This is a genomic window from Stenotrophomonas sp. YJH_SMC_6 (assembly GCF_059371335.1).
The window spans coordinates 63,269-85,644 of the sequence record NZ_JCAFUM010000018.1 but is presented as its reverse complement, the minus strand read 5'-3'; the positions used below and the strand labels follow the sequence as shown (position 1 = coordinate 85,644).

The 22,376-nt window shown below is 67.0% G+C and carries 22 protein-coding genes; 12 read left to right on the top strand and 10 right to left on the bottom strand.

From position 1 onward, the window contains the following. Positions 1-52 precede the first annotated feature (52 nt). On the top strand, positions 53-2,434 hold the full coding sequence (pbpC, locus tag AC5P9N_RS19650; protein WP_495223877.1) for a penicillin-binding protein 1C: 2,382 nt from the start codon (positions 53-55) through the stop codon (positions 2,432-2,434). A 72-nt stretch (positions 2,435-2,506) separates the two neighbouring features. On the opposite strand, the gene AC5P9N_RS19645 is transcribed toward pbpC, so the two are convergent. Together AC5P9N_RS19645 and AC5P9N_RS19640 are read right to left on the bottom strand one after the other, a co-directional pair. Beyond that, positions 2,507-3,082, bottom strand: coding sequence for a ferritin-like domain-containing protein (locus AC5P9N_RS19645; RefSeq protein WP_005410647.1), 576 nt, complete (start codon positions 3,080-3,082; stop codon positions 2,507-2,509). Between the two features lie 29 nt (positions 3,083-3,111). Continuing rightward, positions 3,112-3,594, bottom strand: a complete 483-nt coding sequence (locus tag AC5P9N_RS19640; protein ID WP_005410646.1) for a peroxiredoxin — start codon at positions 3,592-3,594, stop codon at positions 3,112-3,114. A 260-nt stretch (positions 3,595-3,854) separates the two neighbouring features. On the opposite strand from AC5P9N_RS19640, the gene AC5P9N_RS19635 reads away from it, so the two are divergent. Further along, on the top strand, positions 3,855-4,748 hold the full coding sequence (locus AC5P9N_RS19635) for a DnaJ C-terminal domain-containing protein (RefSeq protein WP_005410645.1): 894 nt from the start codon (positions 3,855-3,857) through the stop codon (positions 4,746-4,748). An 88-nt stretch (positions 4,749-4,836) separates the two neighbouring features. Here the strand turns inward: AC5P9N_RS19635 and pilH are convergent, their stop codons facing one another. Continuing rightward, a complete protein-coding gene (gene pilH, locus AC5P9N_RS19630) occupies positions 4,837-5,208 on the bottom strand; it encodes a twitching motility response regulator PilH (protein WP_005410644.1) in 372 nt (123 codons plus the stop codon). Between the two features lie 88 nt (positions 5,209-5,296). Then, a complete protein-coding gene (locus tag AC5P9N_RS19625) occupies positions 5,297-6,292 on the bottom strand; it encodes a YhdH/YhfP family quinone oxidoreductase (protein WP_005410643.1) in 996 nt (331 codons plus the stop codon). Positions 6,293-6,445: 153 nt separating this feature from the next. On the opposite strand from AC5P9N_RS19625, the gene hflK reads away from it, so the two are divergent. From hflK to AC5P9N_RS19600, 5 genes are all read left to right on the top strand, one after another. Then, positions 6,446-7,579 (top strand): FtsH protease activity modulator HflK, encoded by a 1,134-nt coding sequence (gene hflK / locus AC5P9N_RS19620; RefSeq protein ID WP_005414168.1) that lies wholly within the window; start codon positions 6,446-6,448, stop codon positions 7,577-7,579. Beyond that, positions 7,576-8,439: a protease modulator HflC gene (gene hflC, locus AC5P9N_RS19615; protein WP_005414169.1), complete on the top strand. Its 864-nt coding sequence runs from the start codon at positions 7,576-7,578 to the stop codon at positions 8,437-8,439. The genes hflK and hflC overlap by 4 nt, the downstream gene beginning before the upstream one ends. A 67-nt stretch (positions 8,440-8,506) precedes the next feature. Continuing rightward, a complete protein-coding gene (locus tag AC5P9N_RS19610) occupies positions 8,507-8,692 on the top strand; it encodes a DUF2065 domain-containing protein (RefSeq protein ID WP_005414170.1) in 186 nt (61 codons plus the stop codon). A gap of 371 nt (positions 8,693-9,063) precedes the next feature. Further along, a complete protein-coding gene (locus AC5P9N_RS19605; RefSeq protein ID WP_005410639.1) occupies positions 9,064-10,356 on the top strand; it encodes an adenylosuccinate synthase in 1,293 nt (430 codons plus the stop codon). Between the two features lie 117 nt (positions 10,357-10,473). Then, on the top strand, positions 10,474-11,136 hold the full coding sequence (locus AC5P9N_RS19600) for a hypothetical protein (RefSeq protein ID WP_099484594.1): 663 nt from the start codon (positions 10,474-10,476) through the stop codon (positions 11,134-11,136). Here the strand turns inward: AC5P9N_RS19600 and AC5P9N_RS19595 are convergent. Further along, positions 11,072-11,749: a M23 family metallopeptidase gene (locus tag AC5P9N_RS19595; RefSeq protein WP_099484593.1), complete on the bottom strand. Its 678-nt coding sequence runs from the start codon at positions 11,747-11,749 to the stop codon at positions 11,072-11,074. The genes AC5P9N_RS19600 and AC5P9N_RS19595 overlap by 65 nt on opposite strands. 4 nt (positions 11,750-11,753) lie before the next feature. Continuing rightward, positions 11,754-12,716, bottom strand: a complete 963-nt coding sequence (locus AC5P9N_RS19590) for a L,D-transpeptidase family protein (RefSeq protein ID WP_087802785.1) — start codon at positions 12,714-12,716, stop codon at positions 11,754-11,756. A gap of 232 nt (positions 12,717-12,948) precedes the next feature. Here AC5P9N_RS19590 and AC5P9N_RS19585 point away from each other — a divergent pair, with 232 nt between their 5' ends. Beyond that, positions 12,949-15,075 carry a methyl-accepting chemotaxis protein gene (locus tag AC5P9N_RS19585; RefSeq protein WP_005410635.1) on the top strand — a complete coding sequence of 709 codons (2,127 nt, stop codon included), beginning with the start codon at positions 12,949-12,951 and terminating at the stop codon, positions 15,073-15,075. Positions 15,076-15,163: 88 nt separating this feature from the next. On the opposite strand, the gene AC5P9N_RS19580 is transcribed toward AC5P9N_RS19585, so the two are convergent. Together AC5P9N_RS19580 and AC5P9N_RS19575 are read right to left on the bottom strand one after the other, a co-directional pair. Then, positions 15,164-15,454 carry a hypothetical protein gene (locus tag AC5P9N_RS19580; RefSeq protein ID WP_044570698.1) on the bottom strand — a complete coding sequence of 97 codons (291 nt, stop codon included), beginning with the start codon at positions 15,452-15,454 and terminating at the stop codon, positions 15,164-15,166. Positions 15,455-15,468: 14 nt separating this feature from the next. Then, the gene (locus AC5P9N_RS19575) at positions 15,469-16,008 is read right to left on the bottom strand and encodes a hypothetical protein (protein ID WP_099484592.1); all 540 of its coding nucleotides are present in this window, start codon (positions 16,006-16,008) and stop codon (positions 15,469-15,471) included. Between the two features lie 140 nt (positions 16,009-16,148). Between AC5P9N_RS19575 and AC5P9N_RS19570 the strand changes: the two genes are divergently transcribed. Beyond that, positions 16,149-16,889, top strand: a complete 741-nt coding sequence (locus AC5P9N_RS19570) for an alpha/beta fold hydrolase (RefSeq protein ID WP_005414175.1) — start codon at positions 16,149-16,151, stop codon at positions 16,887-16,889. Between the two features lie 9 nt (positions 16,890-16,898). Here the strand turns inward: AC5P9N_RS19570 and AC5P9N_RS19565 are convergent, their stop codons facing one another. Further along, positions 16,899-17,390: a hypothetical protein gene (locus tag AC5P9N_RS19565; RefSeq protein WP_012480990.1), complete on the bottom strand. Its 492-nt coding sequence runs from the start codon at positions 17,388-17,390 to the stop codon at positions 16,899-16,901. 22 nt (positions 17,391-17,412) lie between these two features. Further along, positions 17,413-19,503, bottom strand: a complete 2,091-nt coding sequence (locus AC5P9N_RS19560) for a catalase (protein ID WP_005414177.1) — start codon at positions 19,501-19,503, stop codon at positions 17,413-17,415. A 114-nt stretch (positions 19,504-19,617) separates the two neighbouring features. Between AC5P9N_RS19560 and AC5P9N_RS19555 the strand changes: the two genes are divergently transcribed. The 3 genes from AC5P9N_RS19555 to AC5P9N_RS19545 all read left to right on the top strand — a co-directional run bounded on the left by AC5P9N_RS19555 (position 19,618) and on the right by AC5P9N_RS19545 (position 22,304). Next, positions 19,618-20,340: a helix-turn-helix transcriptional regulator gene (locus AC5P9N_RS19555; protein ID WP_005410629.1), complete on the top strand. Its 723-nt coding sequence runs from the start codon at positions 19,618-19,620 to the stop codon at positions 20,338-20,340. A gap of 82 nt (positions 20,341-20,422) precedes the next feature. Further along, the gene (locus AC5P9N_RS19550; RefSeq protein WP_005410628.1) at positions 20,423-21,790 is read left to right on the top strand and encodes an amino acid permease; all 1,368 of its coding nucleotides are present in this window, start codon (positions 20,423-20,425) and stop codon (positions 21,788-21,790) included. 103 nt (positions 21,791-21,893) lie between these two features. Beyond that, the gene (locus AC5P9N_RS19545; protein WP_005410627.1) at positions 21,894-22,304 is read left to right on the top strand and encodes a VOC family protein; all 411 of its coding nucleotides are present in this window, start codon (positions 21,894-21,896) and stop codon (positions 22,302-22,304) included. The last annotated feature ends 72 nt before the right edge of the window (positions 22,305-22,376 follow it).

Genomic DNA, 22,376 nt, shown 5'->3' with positions numbered 1-22,376 from the left:
GCCGCGACGGCGCGGCCCGTCCAGCTGGCAAGCTCCAATGCGGCACGCTGCAATGACGAACACGATGACGACCCGGCGGGCGGCCCTGCGCCGCCGGCTGCAGCCGCTGTGGCCGTGGCTGCGCTGGGGTACGGCGGCCACGCTGGCACTGCTGCTGGTGCTGGATTTCGCCTTCCCGCCGCCGCTGCCGAAGCAACGCGATACCAGCACTCTGGTGGTGGCTGCCGATGGCACGCCGCTGCGTGCGTTCGCCGACGCCGAGGGCGTGTGGCGTTATCCGGCATCGACCGACAGCGTCTCGCCGCTGTACCTGCAGGCGCTGCTGACCTACGAAGACCGCTGGTTCTGGCGCCATCCGGGCATCAACCCGCTGGCGATGCTGCGTGCCAGTGGCCAGCTGCTGCGCGGTGGTCGCATCGTGTCCGGTGGCTCGACCCTGACCATGCAGGTCGCACGCATCCTCGATCCGCATACGCGCACGCCCTGGGGCAAGCTCAAGCAGATGCTGCGCGCGGTGCAGCTGGAAGTGCACCTGAGCAAGCAGCAGATCCTGGCCCTGTACCTGGAACGCGCACCCTACGGCGGCACCATCGAGGGCGTGGAAGCGGCCAGCTGGGCCTACCTGGGCAAGCCGGCGGCGCAGCTGTCGCATGCCGAGGCGGCGTTGCTGGCGGTGCTGCCACAGGCGCCGAGCCGGCTGCGCCCGGACCGCCATCCGGAAGCGGCGCAGAAGGCGCGCGACAAGGTGCTGTCACGCATGGCCGAGCTGGGCGCGTGGACAGCGGAAGAAGTGGAAGATGCGCGCATCGAGAACGTGGTCGCACGCTCGCTGCGGCCGCCGCTGCATGCCGCGTTGCTGGCACAGCGCCTGCACTCGGCGCATCCGGGCCAGGCACGCATCCAGAGCAGTATCGACATCGGCCTGCAGCGCACCCTGGAAGAGCGCGTGGCCAGCTACTTCTCCACGCTGCCCGAGCGCACCTCGGCGGCCCTGCTGGTGGTCGATAACCAGACCCTGCAGGCGCGTGCCTATGTCGGCACGCTGGCGTTCGGTGACCGCCAGCGGCTCGGCCACGTGGACATGGTGCAGGCCTGGCGTTCGCCGGGCTCCACGCTCAAGCCGTTCCTGTATGCAATGGCGCTGGACGATGGCCTGATCCATTCGGAAAGCCTGCTGGTCGATGCGCCGCAGAGTTTCGGCAGCTACCGCCCCGGCAACCTCGACATGGCCTTCAATGGACCGATCGGCGCCTCCAGCGCGCTGCGGCTGTCACTCAACGTGCCCTCGGTGGACCTGTTGCAGCGGGTCGGTCCGGCGCGCTTTGCTGCGCGCCTGTCGCACTCCGGCATCCAGCTGCGCTTCCCGCCGGGCAGCACGCCCAACCTGTCACTGATCCTGGGCGGCACCGGTGCGCGGCTGGAAGATCTGGTCGGTGCGTTCGCAGCGCTCAACCGCAACGGCATCGCCGGGCGCGTGCGCTACACCGATGAAGAACCGATGATCGAGCGGCGCCTGGCCTCGCCAGGCGCCAGCTGGATCGTGCGCGAGATGCTGGAATCGAATCCGCGGCCGGGGTATAGCGTCGGGACGTTCGATGTCGGTGGCCGCCCGCGCGTGGCGTGGAAGACCGGCACCAGTTACGGGTACCGCGATGCGTGGGCGATCGGCAGCACCCGCCACTACACCGTGGGCGTGTGGGTGGGTCGACCGGACGGCACACCGCTACCGGGCCAGTACGGCGCGGTGACCGCGTTGCCGCTGATGTTCGAGGTGGTGGACAGCCTGCCGCGCCAGCGCGGTGACTCGGCCGCTGCGCCGATGCCGGCCAGCGTCAGCCAGGAAGACATCTGCTGGCCGACCGGTGAGCGTGCCGAAGGCCTGCCTGCTGCGCTCTGCCAGCGGCTGATGCCAGCCTATCTGCTGGAAGGGGCAGCACCACCGACCTTCCCCGAACGCGAGGCACGGCGCTGGCAACCAGGTCGGCAGCGCTACCTTGCCGATGCGCGTACCGGTCTGCGCGTGTCAGCCGATTGCCGCTTGCCGCACGAAGAAGTCGCGCGCGAGATCGCGCGCTGGCCAGCGTTGCTGTCGCCGTGGCTGTCCAAGGCCACGCGCGAAGCCTCGCAGCTGCCGGCGCTGTCGCCGGACTGCCGTGATGATGGCCGCGAGGCCAGCGTTGCGCTGCACATCGATGGGCTCAACGATGGCGCCACGCTGGCGCGCGCGCCGAATTCGGAACATGGCGTACGTCTGCAGCTGCGCGCGCTGGGCAGCGAGCAGGCGGTGGACTGGTTGCTCGATGGACGCTGGATCGCACAGACGCACGGCGCGCAGCTGATGCAGCGCGAGTTCGTCGAGCCGGGCGCGCACACCTTGACCGCGCTGGCGGCAGATGGCGCGTGGACACAGGTAAGGTTCAACGTCCTGCGGTAGGTGCCAACCTTGGTTGGCACGCGACACATGCGCCCACCAGGGTGGGCATCTACCACGGCGTATGCGGGGCCGCTATTCCCCGATCCACCCATCCAGCAGGTCGGCGAACTCGTCGGCGTGCTCTTCTTCCTGCGCCAGGATCTCTTCAAGGATGCGCTTGGTGGTGGTATCGCGGTCGCCGATGAAGTTGATCATCTCGCGATAGCTGTCGATGGCGATGCGCTCGGCCACCAGGTTCTCGCGCACCATGTCGCGCAGGTCGCTGCCTTCCTTGTATTCGGCGTGCGAACGCGCGGTCAGCGTATCCGGGTTGAGATCCGGCTCGCCGCCCAGCTGGACGATGCGCTCGGCCAGCTTGCCGGCATGCGCCTGTTCCTGCTGTGCATGTTCCAGGAACTCGGCCTTGACCGCGTCGGCCAGCATGCCCTTGGCCATGAAGTAGTGCCGGTAGTAGCGCAGAACGCAGACGTACTCGGTGGCCAGTGCGTCGTTGAGCAGCTTGATCACCACCTCGCGGTCAGCGCTGTAGCTGTCTGTGATCGCGCCGTCTTCGAGGTTGCGCCGGGCGCGCTCGCGCAGGGTTGCGCGATCGCTGATGCCAGGAACGTTCGCGGCGGGCTTGCTGGCTTTGGCTGGCTTGCTGGACATGGCTGGCCGTTTCCTTCTGCGGTGGGGAATCAGGTGGGGAGATGCTCCAGCACGTACTCGGCCGAAGACACTTCGAACTGGCCGGGCTGTTCAACCCAGGCCTCTCGAACTACGCCGTCGTCGACGTACAGGGCAAAACGACGCGAGCGGATTCCCATGCCCGACGCGCTCGCATCAAGCTCCAGACCCAGGGCGCGGGTCAGCTCGGCATTGCCGTCGGACAGCATCAGAAGGCCGTCGGGCACGCTCTGGTCGGCGGCCCAGGCCTTCATCACGAACGGGTCGTTGACGGCCATGCAGTAGACGTCGATGCCGCGCTGGCGGAAGGCCTCGAACTTTTCGACGTAGCCGGGAAGGTGACGTGCCGAGCACGTCGGGGTGAACGCGCCGGGCACGGCGAACAGCACCACCTTGCGCGCATCGAACAACGAATGCGTATCAAGCGTTTCAATGCCCTCGCGGATGCGCTTGAGGGTCACTTCCGGAATGCGGTCGCCGACATGGATGGTCATGGGAACTCCTTGCTGGGGCAGGCTAGTGGGCCGGATGGGACAGGGGCGTCAAGACATTGGAAACCCGGTGTGCAGGCCCCATCTTCCGGCGTTGTGGCAGGGGCTTCCAGCCACAGCGTGGCGCACGGGGATGGCAGCCGCATTGCGCAGGATCAGTCGGCCTCACCGGGGCCGCACGAGGGGCGGCGTAGCCTCGCAGGCGCGTAGAATGAACCCGGGGCGGCGCCACCGGCGCGGCCGAAGCGAATCGAGGTAGCTGGATGGAATTCAAGGATTACTACGCCACCCTGGGGGTGGAACCGAGCGCGGGCGAGGCGGAGATCAAGACCGCCTACCGCCGGCTGGCACGCAAGTACCACCCGGACGTCAGCAAGGAGGCTGGGGCCGAAGACAAGTTCAAGGCGGTCAACGAGGCCTACGAGGCGCTGCGTGATCCGGAAAAGCGCGCGGCCTACGACCAGCTGCGCGCGCAGGGCTATCGCCCGGGCGAGGAGTTCAATGTGCCGCCGAACTACGGCGGCGCCGGTGGTTTCAATTTCGAGGAAGTGTTCGGTGGCGGCGGCCCCAACGGCGGCTTCAGCGACTTCTTCGAAAGCCTGTTCGCGCGCCAGCGCGGTGGAGCGGGCGCGGGGGCCGGTCCGGGCTTCAGCAGCCAGGGCCATGCGCCCAACCGCGATACCCGCGCCAAGCTGTCGGTGCCACTGGAAGCGGCCTACAGCGGCGACAGCCTGCGCATCACCGTCAACGGCAAGCAGCTGGACGTGCGCGTGCCCAAGGGCATCCGCCCGGGCCAGGTGATCCGCCTGGCAGGGCAGGGCAACCATGGCGGCAACCTGCTGCTGGAAGTGGAATACGCCGCCCACCCGCAGTTCGAGGTCGATGGCCGCAACATCCTCTATACGCTGCCGCTCACGCCGTGGCAGGCCGCGCTGGGCACCAGCATCAGCGTGCCGACCCTGGGCGGCGCGGTGGAACTGAAGATTCCGGCCGATTCCGATGCCGGCCGCAAGCTGCGCCTGCGCGGGCGTGGCCTGCCGGGCAACCCGGATGGCGACCAGATCGTCGAGATCGAGATCGTGGCCCCGGCTGCGACCGATGAGGCGCAGAAGAAGGCGTACCGCAATCTGGCCAAGGCGTTCGGCGAGACCATTTGAAGGTACTGCCGGCCGCTGGCCGGCAACTTCATTGCCCTGGACGGTGATGCGTGGTTGCCGGCCAGCGGCCGGCACTACCGCGCGCGTCTCAGCCCTGGCCCGCGAACACGCGCTCCAGCACCTCGGACAGCTCGTCCTCCGAGAACGGCTTGGTGATGTAGGCCTTGGCGCCCTGGCGCATGCCCCACATGCGGTCGGTGTCCTGGTCCTTGGTGGTCACCAGGATCACCGGAATATGCCGGGTCGCCTCGTCGCGGGCGAGGGTACGGGTGGCCTGGAAGCCGTTGAGGTTGGGCATCACCACGTCCATCAGGACCAGGTCGGGCAGCTCGGCCTTGGCGGTTTCGACCCCGGCGGCGCCATCGGTGGCGGTCAGGATCTGGTGCCCGAGCTTCTCGACGATGCGCTGTATCCCCAACAGCTGCGACGGTGAGTCGTCGACGATCAGAATGCGTGCCATGTTGTTCCCCATGTAATGCCCGCAGTGTAGTGCGGGCCCATTACCGGCGGGAGGGCCGCGTCTGCCGTCCGTCGCCTGCCTGCGACGTTCAGTCGATCCGTACCACGGTGCGACCCAGCGAACCGCCCGCCAGCATCCGTTCGAACACGGCAGGAAGGCCATCGAGGCCGACTTCGGCGGTGCAGATGCGGTCCAGGTGCTGCGGCTTCCAGTCACTCCCCAGCCGCGACCACACTTCCTCACGCAGTCCGCGTGGCGCATTGGCCGAGGACACGCCCAGCAGCGAGACACCGCGCAGGATGAACGGCATCACCGTCATGTCCAGCGTCGGACTGGCTGCCAGGCCGGCACTGACCACGCTGCCGTAGGGCACGGTCTGCGCCAGCAGGCTGGCCAGCATGTCACCTCCGGCATTATCGAGGCCACCCCCGAAGCGGGCCGACTGCAGCGCGCCGGTGTCGGCCAGCGCGTCGCGCGGCAGTACCTCGGTGGCGCCGATGCTGCGCAGGAATCCTGCCTGGTCCGGCTTGCCGCTGACCGCGTGCACGCTGTAGCCGGCACGGCTGAAGATGGACAGTGCCAGCGCACCGACACCGCCGCTGGCACCGGTGACCGCCAGCGGGCCGAGTTCCGGGGTCTGGCGGTTGTCCTGCATGCGCAGCAGGGCCAGCGCCGCAGTGAAGCCGGCGGTGCCCAGCACCATCGCCTCGCGTGGGGTCAGCCCGGCCGGCTGGGCGATCACCGCGCGCGATTCCAGCCGCACGTACTGGCTGTAGCCGCCGTCGCGGGTCTCGCTGAGGCCGCAGCCGGTGGCCAGCACCGCGTCGCCTTCACGCCAGTCCGGGTCGGTGCTGGCGACCACGGTGCCGGCCACATCGATGCCGCCCACCAGCGGGAAGCGGCGCAGGATCTTCCCTTTTCCAGTACCGGCCAGCGCGTCCTTGTAGTTGACCGAGGACCAGTGGGCGCGGATCAGCACCTGGCCGGGGTTGAGGTCGTCGACCCCGAGCCGGACCAGGCCGCTGCGGTAGCCGGCGTCGTCGTTTTCGATGCGGAAGGCGGTGAACGGGGTGGTGGGGGCCATCGGCGTTGCCTGACTTCGAGGAAAACGCCACCTTACCCCGTTGCCCCCCTTTCGATCCTGCCGATCCGCCCCATCTTGTATGATCGGTGATGGTTTCACGGCTGGCGGTGCGGGAAGGGCCCGCGCCGCAGCCCAAATCTTGATGGAGCGTGCATGGCCTGGAATACACCCGGCGGCAACAAGGGCGGACAAGGCCCCGAGGACAATCGACGCGGGCCGTTCGGGTCACGCGGCGGTGGCAATGGTGGTGGCTGGGGCGGTTTGCCCGGGCCGCTGAAGGACCTGTTCGACGGCGGCATCGTGCGTTGGGTGGTGGCAGCCGTGGTGCTGCTGGTGCTGTTCTCCAGCTTCCAGCTGATCGGCGAACAGCAGCGTGGCGTGGTGCTGCGCTTCGGCCAGTTCTCGCGCATCCTGCAGCCCGGCCCGAACTTCAAGCTGCCGTGGCCGATCGAATCGGTCACCAAGGTCAACGCCACCGAGATCAAGACCTTCTCGATCCAGGTGCCGGTGCTGACCCGCGACGAGAACATCGTCAACGTCTCGCTGAACGTCCAGTACCGCATCGATGACCCGCAGCAGTACCTGTTCGGCACCGTCGATGCCAACCAGGTGCTGGAGCAGTCGGCGCAGAGCGCCGTACGCGAGGAAGTCGGCCGCGCCGATCTCAACGCCGTGCTGAACAACCGTGGCCCGCTGGCCGTGGCCGCCGAGGAGCGCCTGCAGGCGCTGCTGAAGGCGTTCAAGACCGGCCTGACCGTGACTGGCCTGACCCTGCAGGATGCCCGTCCGCCGGAAGAAGTGAAGCCGGCTTTCGACGAGGTCAACGGTGCCCAGCAGGTCAAGGAACGCCTGATCAACGAAGCCCAGGCCTACGCCGCCAAGGTCGTGCCGGAAGCCCGGGGCCAGGCCTCGCGCGCCCGTACCACCGCCGAAGGCTACAAGCAGGCCGTGGTGTCCAAGGCCGAGGGTGACGCGCAGCGCTTCAGCCTGTTGCAGGCCCAGTACAAGGACGCTCCGGAAGTGACCCGCAAGCGCCTGTGGCTGGAGACCGTGCAGCAGGTGCTGAGCGAGAACCGCAAGGTGATCGGTGGCGATGGCCGCCAGCTGATCTACGTGCCGATGACCGGCGATACCCGTCCGAGCACGTCGGCTCCGGCCGCAGTGGCCAACCCGGACGTGGTGATGCCGTCGCTGCCGGGTGCAGCGACGGAAGCTTCCCGTGATCCGGGCCGGCCGGTGGGCCGCCCGACCGGGCGACCGAGCGGCCGTGAGGAGGGCAGCCGATGAAGAGTCCTATCTGGATCGCCGTGATCGTGGCGGTGGTGCTGGGCCTGCTCGGCTCGGTGTACGTGGTCCGTGAGGACCAGACCGCCATGGTGCTGAACCTGGGCAAGGTGGTGCGTTCGGACATCAAGCCGGGCCTGCACTTCAAGGTGCCGGTGGTGGAAACGGTGAAGGTCTTCGACCGCCGCTTCCAGGTGCTCGACACCGCGCCGGCGCGCTACTTCACCGCCGAGCAGAAGGACGTCAGCGTCGACTTCTTCGCCATCGGCTACATTTCCAACGTGGGTGACTACTTCCGTGCCACCGGCGGCGATCCGCGCATCGCCAACGCCCGCCTGGCACCGATCATCACCGACTCGCTGCGCAACCAGATCAACTCGCGCACCCTGCAGCAGCTGGTCTCCGGCGACCGCAGCGAGCTGATCGCCGAGCAGCTGAAGGGGATCAACGAAGCGGTGGCCGGCCTGGGCATGCAGATGATCGACCTGCGCATCAAGCAGGTGGACCTGCCGACCGACAGCCAGGTGATCAACGATGTGTACGAGCGCATGCGAGCCCAGCGCAAGCAGGAAGCCGCAAAGCTGCGCGCGGAGGGCGAGGAGCAGTCGCTGACCATCCGCGCCCAGGCCGACCGTGACAGCACCGTGCTGATCGCCGAGGCCGAGCGTGATGCCCAGCGCCTGCGCGGTGAAGGCGATGCCGAGGCGGCCCGCATCTACGGCAAGGCCGGTTCGGCCGATCCGTCGTTCTATGCGTTCTACCGCAGCCTGGAGGCCTACCGTGGCTCCATGACCGACGGCAACGGCGTGATCGTGCTCGACAAGAACGACCCGTTCCTGCAGTACCTGAAGAACGACCGCTGAGGTCGCAGGGTAGTACCCCACGGGGCCCGGCCATATGCCGGGCCCCGTGCTTTTTCCGGAGTCCCCCATGAAAGATCTGTTTGCCGCTGTCTGCCTGGTCGCGGTGCTGGAAGGCCTGTTCCTGTTCGTCGCCCCGTTCGCCTGGAAGCGCATGGCCGAGCGCCTGCTGGACCTGCCCAGCCCGGCCCTGCGCAGCTTCGGCGGGCTGGTGCTGCTGGCCGGCCTGAGCCTGCTGTGGTGGGTGCGGCATTGAAAGGGTAGTGCCGGCCGCTGGCCGGCAACCCGGGATTGCCGGCCAGCGGCCGGCACTACCGCCTGCGTTCACATGCGTGGCCAGGCTCTGGTGGATGCCAACCTTGGTTGGCGTTGCCGGCCAGTGGCCGGCACGACCGGGCGGGGCGGCTGACCGGCCGGTAAAGCCACCCGTCGGAAAGGTGGCACCCGACCCCGGAAACCCGGATAATGCACAAAAGCCGGACGGGCCTCCCCGTTCGGCTTTTTCCGTGTCTGGGCCTTCCATCGCCGGCCGCTCCCCGTTTGGAGCCGCCTTGCAGGTGCTGGCCAGCCCCGCCACGGTTTACCCGTCCGCGGCCCCGATGGCCGCAACAAATCGAGGAGCCCGTCATGGGTCAGTCTGTCGTAGTGTTGGGTGCCCAGTGGGGCGATGAAGGCAAGGGCAAGATCGTCGATCTGCTCACTGAGGAAATCGGCGCCGTCGTGCGCTTCCAGGGCGGCCACAACGCCGGCCACACCCTGGTCATCAACGGCAAGAAGACCGTCCTGCACCTGATCCCGTCGGGCATCCTGCGTGACGACGCGCTGTGCCTGATCGGCAACGGCGTGGTGATCTCGCCGGCCGCGCTGCAGAAGGAAATCGCCGAGCTGGAAGCCTCCGGCGTCGAAGTGCGGTCGCGCCTGAAGATCTCCCCGGCCGCGCCGCTGATCATGCCGTACCACATCGCCCTGGACCAGGCGCGCGAGCGCGCTGCCGGTGGCAAGGCGATCGGCACCACCGGCCGTGGCATCGGCCCGGCCTACGAAGACAAGGTGGCGCGTCGCGGCATCCGAATCGCCGACCTGCATTACCCGAAGCAGCTGGAAGAGCTGCTGCGCACCGCCCTGGATTACCACAACTTCGTGCTGACCAAGTATCTGAACACCGATGCGGTCGACTTCCAGAAGACCTTCGACGAAGCGCTGGCCTTCGGCGAATACGTGCAGCCGATGAAGTCCGACGTGGCCGGCATCCTGCACGACCTGCGCAAGCAGGGTAAGCGCGTGCTGTTCGAAGGCGCGCAGGGCGCGCTGCTGGACATCGACCACGGCACCTACCCGTACGTCACCAGCTCCAACACCACCGTCGGTGGCGCGCTGGCCGGTTCCGGCGTCGGCGCCGATTCGATCGACTACGTGCTGGGCATCGCCAAGGCCTACGCCACCCGCGTCGGCGGTGGCCCGTTCCCGACCGAGCTGGACGACGAAGTCGGCCAGGGCATCCGTGACCGCGGCGCCGAGTACGGTGCGTCGACCGGCCGTCCGCGTCGTTGCGGCTGGATGGACATCGTCGCGCTGAAGCGTGCCGTGGCCATCAACGGCATCAGCGGCCTGTGCATCACCAAGCTGGACGTGCTGGACGGCATGGAAAAGCTGAAGGTCTGCATCGCCTACGAATACAACGGCAAGCGCACCGAGTACGCGCCGCTGGACGCGCAGGGCTGGGAAGAGTGCACGCCGGTGTACCTGGAGTTCCCGGGCTGGAGCGAGAACACCCACGGCATCACCAACTGGGACGACCTGCCGCCGGCTGCGCGCGCCTACCTGCGTTCGCTGGAAGAGCTGGCCGGCTGCCCGATCAGCATCGTCTCCACCGGCCCGGACCGCGACCACACCATGGTCCTGCAGGATCCGTTTGCCTGAGGTAACGCCGGGCGCTGCCCGGCGTAGGTGACAGGAAAAGCCCCGCGCAAGCGGGGCTTTTTCGTTACTGTGTCAGCGGGGTCGGCGAGGAAGCAAAGCGATGACCAGGATGTCAGCGTGAAGGACGAAACGGTCGTGCGGATCACCCTGTGGGTGTTGTGGAGCCTGTGGGGCATCGCCTGCCTGGTACTGGTGCTGGGCGCGGCAGCCAATACCCTGGCTTCGCGCACGCAGACGGTGCCGTTGGTGCTGAGCCCTGGCGCAACCGCCCAGATCACCGTCTACCGCCTCATCGATGATCAACTGCGGCTGCGCCTGCGCTATGCCGCGGACGGTACGGACGCTGACCCCGAGGTGCTGCTGCGCATCGAAACTCCGACCGATCATGGAGACTTCCGCGCAGGGGAGCGTTCGGGAGTGGCCGGACAGGGCATCAATCGTGGGCTGGCTTCGGTTGAGTCCAGCGGCCTCATGGCGTCCTACTTCGGCTATGGTCGCGGCGATGCATTGCCACGCGGCCGCTCATGGGTGCGGCTAACCGTGCTGGAGGTGGACCCGGCGCTGGCCGATCGCGCGGCCACCGTCGAGCTGCAGCCGCCACTGGACCTGTTGAAGCTGACTGACCTGGATTATGTCTGGTTGTGGCCGTTCTTCTTCTGGAAAGTGGCGGCACTGCTCCTGCTGATTCCAGGAGCTGCCTTGGCGGTGTTCACGTTCACTTTGCGGCGCTGGCAGCACCGGGCTTCGAAGCAGGCGGATTCAGCAGTGGATACGGATTGATCGATTCCCCCTTCCACCACTGCTTCTCCGGCCCCAGCACGTGCACTTCAAAGTGCAGATGCGGAGCCTCAGCGTTGGCGTTGCCGGTACTGCCCACGTAACCGATCACCTCCCCGCGCCTGATCACCTGCTTTTCGGTCAGGCCGTCGGCATAGCGCTGCAGGTGCGCGTAGTAGTAGCACCAGCGTCCGCTGGGCTCGAACTGGTAGACCGTCAGTCCACCGCGCTCGCTGTCGAACAGTTTTTCCACCGTGCCATCGGCCACTGCCAGCACCGGCGTACCGGCATCGGCCATGATGTCGATGGCATCGTGCACGCGGCCTTCGCTGCGCGCATCGGTGAACGTGTCGCGCAGCTGGGAGGCCAGGACGCCCTGTACCGGCAGCAGCAGACCCGACGGCGCATCCGCAGTCCGCGCGGCTGACGGTGCGGTGGCGGCGGGGGCAGGGGCCGTGTCGAGCGGCGCTAGGGATCCCTTGGCCGGCGACACAGCTGCTGCCGGTTGTGCTTCCGGCAGCGAGGCGGCTACCGGCTCGCCTGCATCGCGGCGCAGCCACCAGCCTGCCCCCAGTCCCAGCAGAACACCCAGCACGATCAGCTGCGAAAGACGCATCCGCTCACTCCTGCATCACCACGGGGACGGAGGTATCCACCGCATCGGCCACGCGCAGCGCATCCCAGTTGGTCATGCGCACGCAACCATGTGACTCGGTCTTGCCGACATGGCCGGGCTCGGGCGTGCCATGCAGGCCGTAGTGTGGCTTGGACAGGTCGATCCAGACCCGGCCGACCGGATTGTTCGGGCCCGGCGGCAGTGTCGCCTTCTTTTCGCCCTTGCGCGCATCCCAGAACAGCTTGGGGTTGTAGTGGAACGGCGGGTCGCGATACACGCCCAGGATCTTCCATTCGCCAATCGGCAGCGGATCATGCTGGCTGCCGGAGGAAACCGGCACCTGAGCGATCACCTTGCCCTGCGCATCCAGCAGCTGCAGGCTGGAATCGGACTTGTCGACGACCACCTTGGCCGCCTTCGGCAGCGGCGATGGTGCGACATTGGGCACCTGGATGCGGTTGCCCGCCTTGCTCAGATCCACGCCCGGATTGAGCAGCTTCAACAGCTCAGGGGATGCGTGGAAGCGTTCGCCCAGCGACTCTTCGACGTTGTTGAAGCCCAGCGATTTCAGTTTGGCCTGTGCGGCGGGGCCCTTTGGCACCGCCTGGAACGGCCCGGCGACATCCTCGCCGGTCAGCGTGTAGCTGGCCAGGGGGGGGACCGTATCGGCCCGCAGGGCCTGCCAGGTCGCGTCGTCCAGTTCACCGGTGACGGTCAGGCCGTGCGCCGCCTGGAAACCCGACACCGCGCGCCGCTGGTTGCTGCCCACTTCACCGTCGATCTGGCCGGGCGAGAAATTCGCACGATCCAGCAGCACCTGGGCATGCAGGGCGGAACGTGCTGCGGTGTCCGGTCCGGCCTTCTCGGCAATGGGGGCGGGCAGTCCAGGGGGCGGTGCCTGCGCGAACGCCGGCGATGCCAGCAGCGAGAGAGCGAGCAGGGTGGATCGGTACACGGGTAATGGCATTGGGAACTCCAGCAGATGACGCCACCACCTTGCCTGCAGGCCGCGCCGAGCCACCGTGAAAGAGATCTGACGTCTGCATGAGCAGTCGGGTCGTTGCGCCACCGTCCCCGCGCGGGTGCCGCCGGCCAAGGGCTCACCAAGGTGAATGGTGCCCCACGCCATTGGCGGTTGGCGATCAAGATTGCCTGGCGGGCCGCCGATAACGCCACATCCCCCCGTTTTGGATGTACCGATGAACTACTTGAGGAATGTCAGGGTTGCCTGGCGTCTTGGGCTGGGCTTTGGCCTGTTGCTGCTGTTGGTTGCGGCCGTGGTGGCCACCGGCGCCACCGCCAGTGTCGTGCAGAAGCGCGCGATGCAGCAGGTGGTCGATGTCAGCGTGGCCAAAGTGCGCCTGCTCTCGCAGATGCTCGATGCCAACAACCAGATGATGGTCGTTCGCCGCGAGATGCTGATCCGCCAGGGCGATGACCGTGGCCATGATGAGCAGCGCATCGCCGATCTGGTCAAGCGCTATGAGGCCAGTTGGACGGCCTACCAGGCGCTGCCCAGCGACGCCGAGGGCAAGGCCATTGCCGAAACCATCGCCGCCAAGCGTGCCATCGCGCGTCCGCTCAACAAGCAGACCAGCGAACTGATGGAGCAGGGCGACTACCCGGGCGCCGTGGCGCTGACCCTGGGCCCGGTGCAGGAAGCCGCCAACGGCTGGAACAAGGCGCTGTCCGATGGCGTGGACTTCGAGGAGAAGGAAAGCCGTGAGGCTGCTGCCGAGGCAATCCGCCTGGGCGAGCGTAGCCTGCTGCAGTTGCTGGTGCTGGGCGGCGTTGCACTGCTGGTCGGCATCGCCGCCTCGGTGATGATCGGGCGCAGCCTGACCGGCCCGCTGGCCCGCGCGGTGAACCTGGCCGAGCGCTTGTCCAGGGGCCAGCTGGATCAGGAGTTCCGCCTCGGCGGCCGTGACGAACTGACCCAGTTGGGTGAGGCGATGGCCAGCGTGCGCCAGAGTGTGCAGGCGGCGATCGGCGCGCAGCTGCAGATGGCCGAACAGCACGAGGCCGGTGCGATCCGCTACCGCATGGACGCCAGCGCCTTCCCCGGCGATTTCGGCCGCATGGTGCAGGCCACCAACAGCCTGGTCGAATCGCACGTGCAGGTGGAACTGCTGATGGCCGAAGTGATGCAGCGCTACGCCATCGGTGACCTCAGCCGCGACCTGCCGGACTACCCGGGCGAGAAGGGTACGCTGACCCGTACTCTGGCCGCAGTGAAGCAGAGCCTGATGGCGATCAACGCGCAGATCGATGCACTGGCCCGGGCCGCGCGCGCCGGTGATTTCAGCATGCGTGGCGATGCCGCTGCGTTCCAGTTCCAGTTCAAGGCGATGGTCGAGCACCTCAACGGCATGATGGCCAGTTCGCAGGCCAGCATCGCTGATGTCTCCGATGTGCTGCGTGCGATCTCGCACGGCGACCTGACTGCACGCATGGACGGCGAGTACGACGGTGTATTCGCCCGCATGCGTGACGACGCCAACACCACCACCGCGCAGCTGACCGGCATCGTGCGTGGCATCCAGGTGGCCGCCGACAGCATCAACAACGCGGCGCAGGAACTGGCTGCCGGCAACAACGACCTGTCGCGCCGCACCGAGCAGCAGGCCGCCAACCTGGAAGAAGCCGCCGCATCGATGGAGGAACTGACCTCGACTGTGCGCCAGAATGCCGAGCTCGCTCGTCAGGCCGACAGTGAAGCGCATGCCGCCGGTGCCGCCGTACGCGAAACCGAGCAGGCGATGGCGCAGATGGCGTCGGTGATGGGTGAGATCGATCAGTCCTCGGCACGCATCTCGGAAATCTCCACCGTGATCGACGGCATCGCGTTCCAGACCAACATCCTGGCGCTGAATGCTGCGGTTGAAGCCGCGCGTGCAGGTGAGCAGGGCCGTGGTTTTGCCGTGGTCGCCAGCGAGGTACGCACGCTCGCACAGCGTGCCGGTGTCGCCGCCAAGGAAATCAAGGAGCTGATCGAAGACGCCGCTGCCAAGGTGAAGAGTGGCCTGGCGGTGACCGTTGAATCGGAAGCCGCGATCGCCCGCGTGGCCCAGGCCAGCTCGCGCACCACGCAGCTGATGAGCGACATCGCAGCGGCCAGCAAGGAACAGGCCGCCGGTATCGAGCAGGTCAACCAGGTGGTGGTGCAGATGGACCAGGTGACCCAGCAGAACGCTGCGCTGGTGGAAGAAGCCACTGCCGCCAGCCGCGCGCTGGAAGAACAGGCGCATGCGCTGACCACGTCGGTGGCGGTGTTCAAGGTGGAGCAGGGCGCGCGCATGCCCATCGTGCCTGCGCAGGCGGCGTAAGCAACCTGCGACTGGATGTTGGATGACGCCCTGCATGCGATGCCCCGCATGCAGGCACCGCATGCACGCAACCGGTCGGTGCCGCTGGCTAGCGGCCGCCCGCGGCGCGTTCGATCAGCCAGCCAGCTGCGTACAGCAACAGCAGTGTTGGCGGAACCAGTACTGCATACGCGGTCGACCAGGGTTTGCCGTACAGGAGGCTGCCTGCGCCGATGGCATCGAGTGCAGCAGACTGCAGGGTGATGGGGAGCGACATCAGGATATAGGCGCCCTTCGGGTCCGCATCCGACTGCGCGCCGTGAACCAGCCATGCGGTCAACAGCAGGTAGACCACGCAAAGCGCAAGACCGGTCCAGCTCAGTAATCGCCGCATCTTCATCCGCATGCCTCCGTTCAACGGACGTCGAAGTGAGCCTGCAGAGGCAGGCTCACATTCCGCAGCAGATCCCTGACCACCACCTGCGCAGTCCACGTGCCTTTCGGATCACTGGCCTCGGCCACGAACTTCAGGTGCAGGTTGGTCATGTACAACAGGGTTGGCGGGCCGGGCAGGGCAGCGGTGAAACAGGGAACATCGCGTTCGTCGATGCTGGTAGTGCCGTCCGGGCGCAGCATGCGCAGATCGCAGTGCACCTTGGGTACGCGGTTCTCATCCAGTTGCGGGTTGGACAGGAATGTCAGCAGGAACAATTCACCGCCCGGGTGGACTTCGTCGGCCTGGGTAAAACCGGGAGTGGTCTCTGGCGGGGTCTCCCACTTGGCCTGCCAGTCGGCATCGGAGGTGACCAGCAGCGATGCCGCAAAGCCACCGCTGGATTTCATGGCATCGGTCTCCGACATCGCCTTGCCTGCCCCGTTTATCCAGCCATCGTTGGCGGAACTGTTCAGTGGCAGCATCATGGCCATCATGGCCAGCGCGTAGGTCCATCGCATCAGAGGCTCTCCTTGGCAGCCGCGTCCCGCGGCAGAGCGGGCAGTATCGCTCAACCTTGACCGGCAAAGCAGCAGGAGAGCCGGAGCGGAGGTTCCGCTGCCTGCCGATGTGGGCGATGCTTGCCAGCAAAGGAGGTGACATGGGAATCGGGAGCGAGGAAAAGCCGGGCTGTGATTCAGCATCACCCACGCCGCAGCACGTGCTGATGCTGCCCGGGCTGGATGGCTCCGGCAGGCTGTCGATCCCGTTTCTGTCAGCACTCCAGGCTCATGGGCTGACGACGCAGGCGATTACGCTGCCTGCGCAGGGAGGGCAGGATCACGCCACGCTGGCCCAACGGCTGTGGTCGCAGCTGCCCGGCCATCCCTTCATCCTGCTTGCCGAGTCCTTCTCGGGCCCGTTGGCGGTTGAACTGGCCACGCGACAGCCCGCCGGGCTGCGCGGACTGGTGCTTGCCGCGACCTTTGCGTGTCGGCCGGTGCCATTGCCGGCAGCCAGCGCAGCCCTGCTGACGCCGGCCTGGCCTCTGCCTCCCGTGGCGTTGCTGGCGCGCCTTCTGCTGGGGCGGTGGCGCACCCGCGAGCACCTGTCGATGCTGCGCGATGCGCTGGCCCGGATTCCGGCGGCCACACTGCGGCAACGCGCCGCAGCGACCCTGCGCGTCGACGTACGCGCATTGCTGCCGGCAATCGACGTGCCGACGCTGTGCCTGCACGCGTGCCATGACCGCCTGCTGTGGCCGCCCAGCGTGGCAGAACTGCAGGCCCTTTTGCCGGATGCCCGGCATGTTTCGCTGGAAGGGCCGCATCTGCTGCTGCAGGCACGCGCTGACGCAGCCGCAGCCGAAGTTGCCGCGTGGATGAGGACGCTGTCGCCCTGATCGAAGGACTCAGCCGCGCGCGCGGGTACGCGCGGCCTTCTTCGCCGCCACCTTGCGCACGGTCTTCTTCGCCGCACGTGTCTTCGCCGCCTTCTTCGCTGCAGCACTGCGCGAGGCGGCTGTACCGGCCTTCTTGGCCGCTGTCTTCTTTGCGGTTTTCTTTGTGGCTGTCTTGCGAGCCGGTGCCTTCTTTGCCGCCGCCTTCCTGGCTGTCGTCTTCTTCGCAGGTGCCTTCTTCGCCGCCGTCGTCTTGGTCGTGGCCTTCTTTGTGCCCGACTTCCTGGCAGGCGCCTTCTTGGCAGCCTTCTTGCTGGTCGCCTTCTTCGTACCCTTGCGCGCGCTGCCGCTACGCTTGCCACCACCATCCTGCTTGTTCACGGTCGCCCAGGCAATGCGCTCGGCCGTGCCTTCGCTGGCACCGCGCTCGCGCTCGCTTTCCTCGATGTGCTCGGCCTGGCGCTTCTGTTTATCGGAGTATGCGGATTTGTCACCACGGGGCATGACAGTTCTCCTGTTGTTGTAGTCAGGCCAGCAGGCGCAGCTTGGGTTCGCGCGCCCACTGGCGGGTGGCGGCCGCCGCCAGGAATGCCTTGGCGTCTTCCGCTTCGACGATGCCGGCGTCGTTGCCGACCCTTGCCGCCTTCAGCAGCGTCTGGCCGCCCGCATCGCTGGCGATGGCCTTCAGGTGCGCCCACGCCTGGCTGACGAATTCGATGGCTGCACTCTCTTTCGACAAGGCCTTCGCCGCTTCCGGGCTGAGCACCACGGCTACTGCATCGAACACGGCCGACGGGGTGCCCGCCAGTTGCCCATCCGCCGCCTGCAGCGCGCCATCGCTGAGCGTGGCGCCACCCACTCTGGGGGCGACCAGCTTCACATCCGCACCTGCTTTCCTGGCTGCCTTGCTCAGGCTGGCAATGATCCGGGCATCAGAACCCTCATCGAACAGGATGCCGATGCAGCGCCCTTGCAGGGTGGGTTTGTTGCGACCGATCACCCGCACTTCGGGGGCGGGGGGCATGTCCCGCACTGGGGTAGCGGTCGGCGCCGGGTCGGGCAGTGCAGGCAACGCCAGACCATCGGCCACGCGCTGCGCCAGTGAGTCATCGATGTTGCGCAGGTGGCTGACGGTGCGTACCCGCACCTTCAGCGTTTCCACCTTGGACAACTCGAACACCAGCGCCGATGCCAAGTGCGCCTGCTCCGGCTTTTCGAGGCTGCGGAAGAACATGCGGGCCTGGCTGTAGTGGTCGGCGAAACTCTCCGCGCGGGTGCGACCCTTGCGGCCATCGTCGGCGCTGGCATGGCTGCGGAATCCGGCAGGCGTCTCGCGCGGGGTGTCCTCCTGCAGCGAACTGGGATCGTAGGCCACCCGACCCTTGGGAACCTGCATCTGCATGTGGCCGTCGCGCTGATGATTGGCAAACGGGCACTTGGGCGCATTCACCGGGATCTGGTGGAAGTTCGGGCCGCCCAGGCGCAGCAGCTGGGTGTCCAGGTAGGAGAACAGGCGCCCCTGCAGCAGCGGGTCGTTGCTGAAGTCGATGCCCGGTGGCACGTTGGCCGGGCAGAAAGCCACCTGCTCGGTCTCGGCGAAGAAGTTGTCCGGCCAGCGGTCCAGCACCATGCGCCCGATGACCTGCAACGGCACCAGCGATTCGGGAATGATCTTGGTGGGGTCCAGATGATCGAACGGGAATGCGTCGGCGTCTTCTTCGGTGAACAACTGCACCGCCAGTTCCCATTCCGGGAAGTCGCCGCGCTGGATGGCCTCGAACAGGTCGCGGCGATGGAAGTCATTGTCGGCCGATTGCAGTTTCAATGCTTCGTCCCAGACCGTGGACTGGATACCCAGCTTGGGCCGCCAGTGGAACTTGACGAACGTTGACTCGCCGGCCTCGTTCAGCAGGCGGAAGCTGTGCACACCGAAGCCTTCGATCATCCGCAGCGAACGCGGTATGGCGCGGTCGCTCATCGCCCACATGATCATGTGCATCGATTCGGGCATCAGCGAAATGAAGTCCCAGAACGTGTCATGGGCCGACGCGGCCTGCGGGAAGGCACGGTCCGGTTCCATCTTCACCGCGTGCACCAGGTCCGGGAATTTCATGGCGTCCTGGATGAAGAACACCGGGATGTTGTTGCCGACCAGGTCCCAGTTGCCCTCCCTGGTATAGAACTTCACCGCGAAGCCGCGCACGTCGCGCGGGGTGTCCACCGAACCTGCGCCACCGGCCACGGTCGAGAAGCGGGTGAACACGGGTGTCTTCACGCCAACCTCGGTCAGGATGCGCGCGCGGGTATGCGCCTTCAGTGATCGGGTCAACTCGAAGTAGCCATGCGCAGCGCTGCCGCGGGCGTGCACGATGCGCTCGGGAATGCGCTCATGGTCGAAGTGGGTGATCTTCTCGCGCAGGATGAAGTCCTCCAGCAGCGTAGGCCCCCGAGGTCCCTGCCGCAGGGAGTTCTGGTTGTCTGCCACCGGGATGCCCTGATCGGTGGTCATCGCCGGATGACTGCCCCCGGCCTGCTGGTGCAGTTCATCGCCGTTGCCGCGGTGGTGGTTCTCGGCGTGGGTGGTTGCGCGCTTGCCGGTCGGCTTGCTGGCGGCCATTGACGTTGGCTCCGGATGCTCAAAGAGAACCACGACACTGGAACCGGGCCCGTTAAACCGAGGTCCGGCAAAGGTGAACGTACAGGCAAAAGCAGGCTCGGGTATGCTTGCTCCATGCGAGTCGAGCCCGCCGACATCGAAGCCCTGTTCGACGCCATCCCGGATGTGCTGTTCTTCATCAAGGACCTTCAGGGGCGTTACACCCACGTCAACCAGACCATGCTGCGGCGGCTGGGCCTGCGCGCCCGCAAGGACGTGATCGGGCGTACCGCGGCGGAGATCTACCCGACCGGGCTGAGCGCCGACTACGTGGACCAGGACGCCCGCGTGCTGGCCGGTGAGGTGATCGAGAACCTGATGGAGCTGCACCTGTTCGCCAACCGCGAACCGGGCTGGTGCCTGACCTGCAAGCGCCCGCTGGTGGTCGATGGGGCCATCGAGGGCCTGATCGGCATTTCCCGCGACCTTGGCCAGAAGGACAGCCTGGGTACCCAGTACGAGCAGCTGCGGCTGGCGCTGGCCCACCTCAACGCGCACTACGCCGAGAACGTGCGCATGCAGACCCTGCTGGACATCACCGGCTTCTCGCTGTCCAAGCTGGAGCGCAGCTTCCGCAAGGTGTTCCAGATGACCCCGCAGCAGGTGCTGACCCGGCTGCGGATCCAGATGGCCATGCACCTGCTGCACGGTGACGAGAGCATCGCCAGCATCGGCCAGGCCTGCGGTTTCAGCGACCAGAGCGCCTTTACCCGCAAGTTCAAGGCTGAAACCGGTTTCTCGCCGCGTGCCTACCGCGCCCGTATTGGTGGCAGTGTCGGAGAGCCGGCACTGGCCTGAGCCGCCTGCTGCGCTGTGCCTATCCCCGCGGGCATGGGACAGGGTAAGGTGTCGCCCCTGTAGCCCGCCGCCAGCCCTGCCGATGCCCAACTCGATTCCGACCGCTTCGCCGTCCCGCCTCGGACATTCGCTCAAGCCCCGCCAGCTGATCATGATGGGCCTGGGCAGCGCCATCGGCGCTGGCCTGTTCCTCGGCTCGGGCGTGGGTGTGCAGGCGGCCGGTCCGGCGGTCCTGGTGTCGTATCTGGTCGCCGGCGCGCTGGTGATCATCGTGATGAACGCTCTGGGCGAAATGGCGGCGGCCAAACCGACCAGCGGCGCGTTCTCGGTCTATGCCGCCGATGCCATGGGCGCCACCGCCGGTGCCACCGTCGGCTGGTTGTGGTGGGTGCAGCTGGTGATCGTGATCGCCGCCGAGGCGGTGGGAGCGGCCGGGCTGCTGGCCACCGTCTGGCCAGCAGTACCTGTACCAATGGCGGCGCTGGCCTTCATGCTGTTCTTCACCGCGATCAACCTGCTCGGGGTGAAGAACTTCGGCGAGTTCGAATTCTGGTTCGCCATCCTCAAGGTGGCGGCGATCCTGGCCTTCATCGCCATCGGCGTGGCGCTGCTGATGGGCTGGCTGCCGCAGGTGACCTCGCCGGGCCTGAGCAACTTCACCGAGCATGGTGGCTTCGCACCGAAGGGCCTGGCCGGTATTGGCGCTGCACTGCTGGTTGTCGTTTTTGCCTTCGGTGGCACCGAGATCGTCGCCGTTGCGGCGGCAGAGACTGAAGATCCGGAGCGCAGCATCGCCCGTGCCATCCGCACCGTGGCGTGGCGCATCCTGGTGTTCTACATCGGCTCGCTGAGCGTGATCATCGCCGTCGTGCCGTGGACCAGCGAAGCGTTGAAGTCGCCGTTCGCCGCCGTGCTGGACATTGCCCGTATTCCGGGCGCCGGCACCGCCATCACCCTGATCGCGGTGATCGCGCTGCTGTCGGCACTCAATGCCAACCTCTACGGCGCCTCGCGCATGATGTATTCACTGGCGCAGCGCCGCGAAGCGCCGGCGGTGCTGGGCTGGACCGATCCGCGCCAGGTGCCGGTGATTGCCGTGCTGGCCAGCGTGCTGTTCGGTTTCGCCGCCACGGTGATGGAACTGCTGTTCCCGGACCGGGTGCTGCCGGTGCTGCTGAACATCGTCGGTTCCACCTGCCTGCTGGTGTGGACGCTGTCGCTGGTCTCGCAACTGGTGTTGCGGCGCCGCGCGGATCGCCTGGGTACCCGGCTGCCGTTCCGCATGGCGGGCTTCCCGTGGCTGACCTGCTGCGCGCTGGCGATCCTGGCGCTGATCTTCGGCCTGCTGCTGAGCGAGTCGCACACCCGCCTGCAGTTCCTGTCGATGGTGGCGCTGACCGCCACGATCGCCGCCGGCAGCGCCATCGCGCGGCGCATGCGCGAGGCGTGACTGAAGCTGCCGGCCAGCGGCCGGCACTACCACGGGGGCTGCACATCCGCCGTGCCATCCTGATCGTGTGGGCCGTCATCGGCCCGTCGACCGGGAGTACCGCATGCTGCGCAGTCGCCCCTTCCTGATGTTTACCGGCCAGGCCGAGGCCGCCCTGGCCCTGTACGCCGAGGCCTTCGCCGATTTCCGCCTGCTGGCAATGCAGCGCCATCCGGACGGCGCCGGTGCCGGCGTGCCCGGGCAGGTCCGACAGGCCATCTTCCTGCTCGGTGGCACCCACTACCTGTGCTTTGACAGCCTGGACGTGCACGATTTCACCTTCAGCCCGTCGATCTCGCTGTTCGTCGAGTGCTCCGGCGCCGAGCAGTTCGAGCGCGCCGCGCGCGTGCTGGGCGAGGGCGGCCACTGGCTGATGCCGGTGGGCGACTATGACTTCAGCAACCGCTACGGCTGGGTACAGGATCGCTTCGGCGTGTCGTGGCAGTTGAGCCTGGGGCAGATGCCGGACCCGTGATCGGGATTACCGTGGATGTGGACCCTGGTCCACCCGCCCTCATGAAAACGGCCCGCTTGCGCGGGCCGTTCT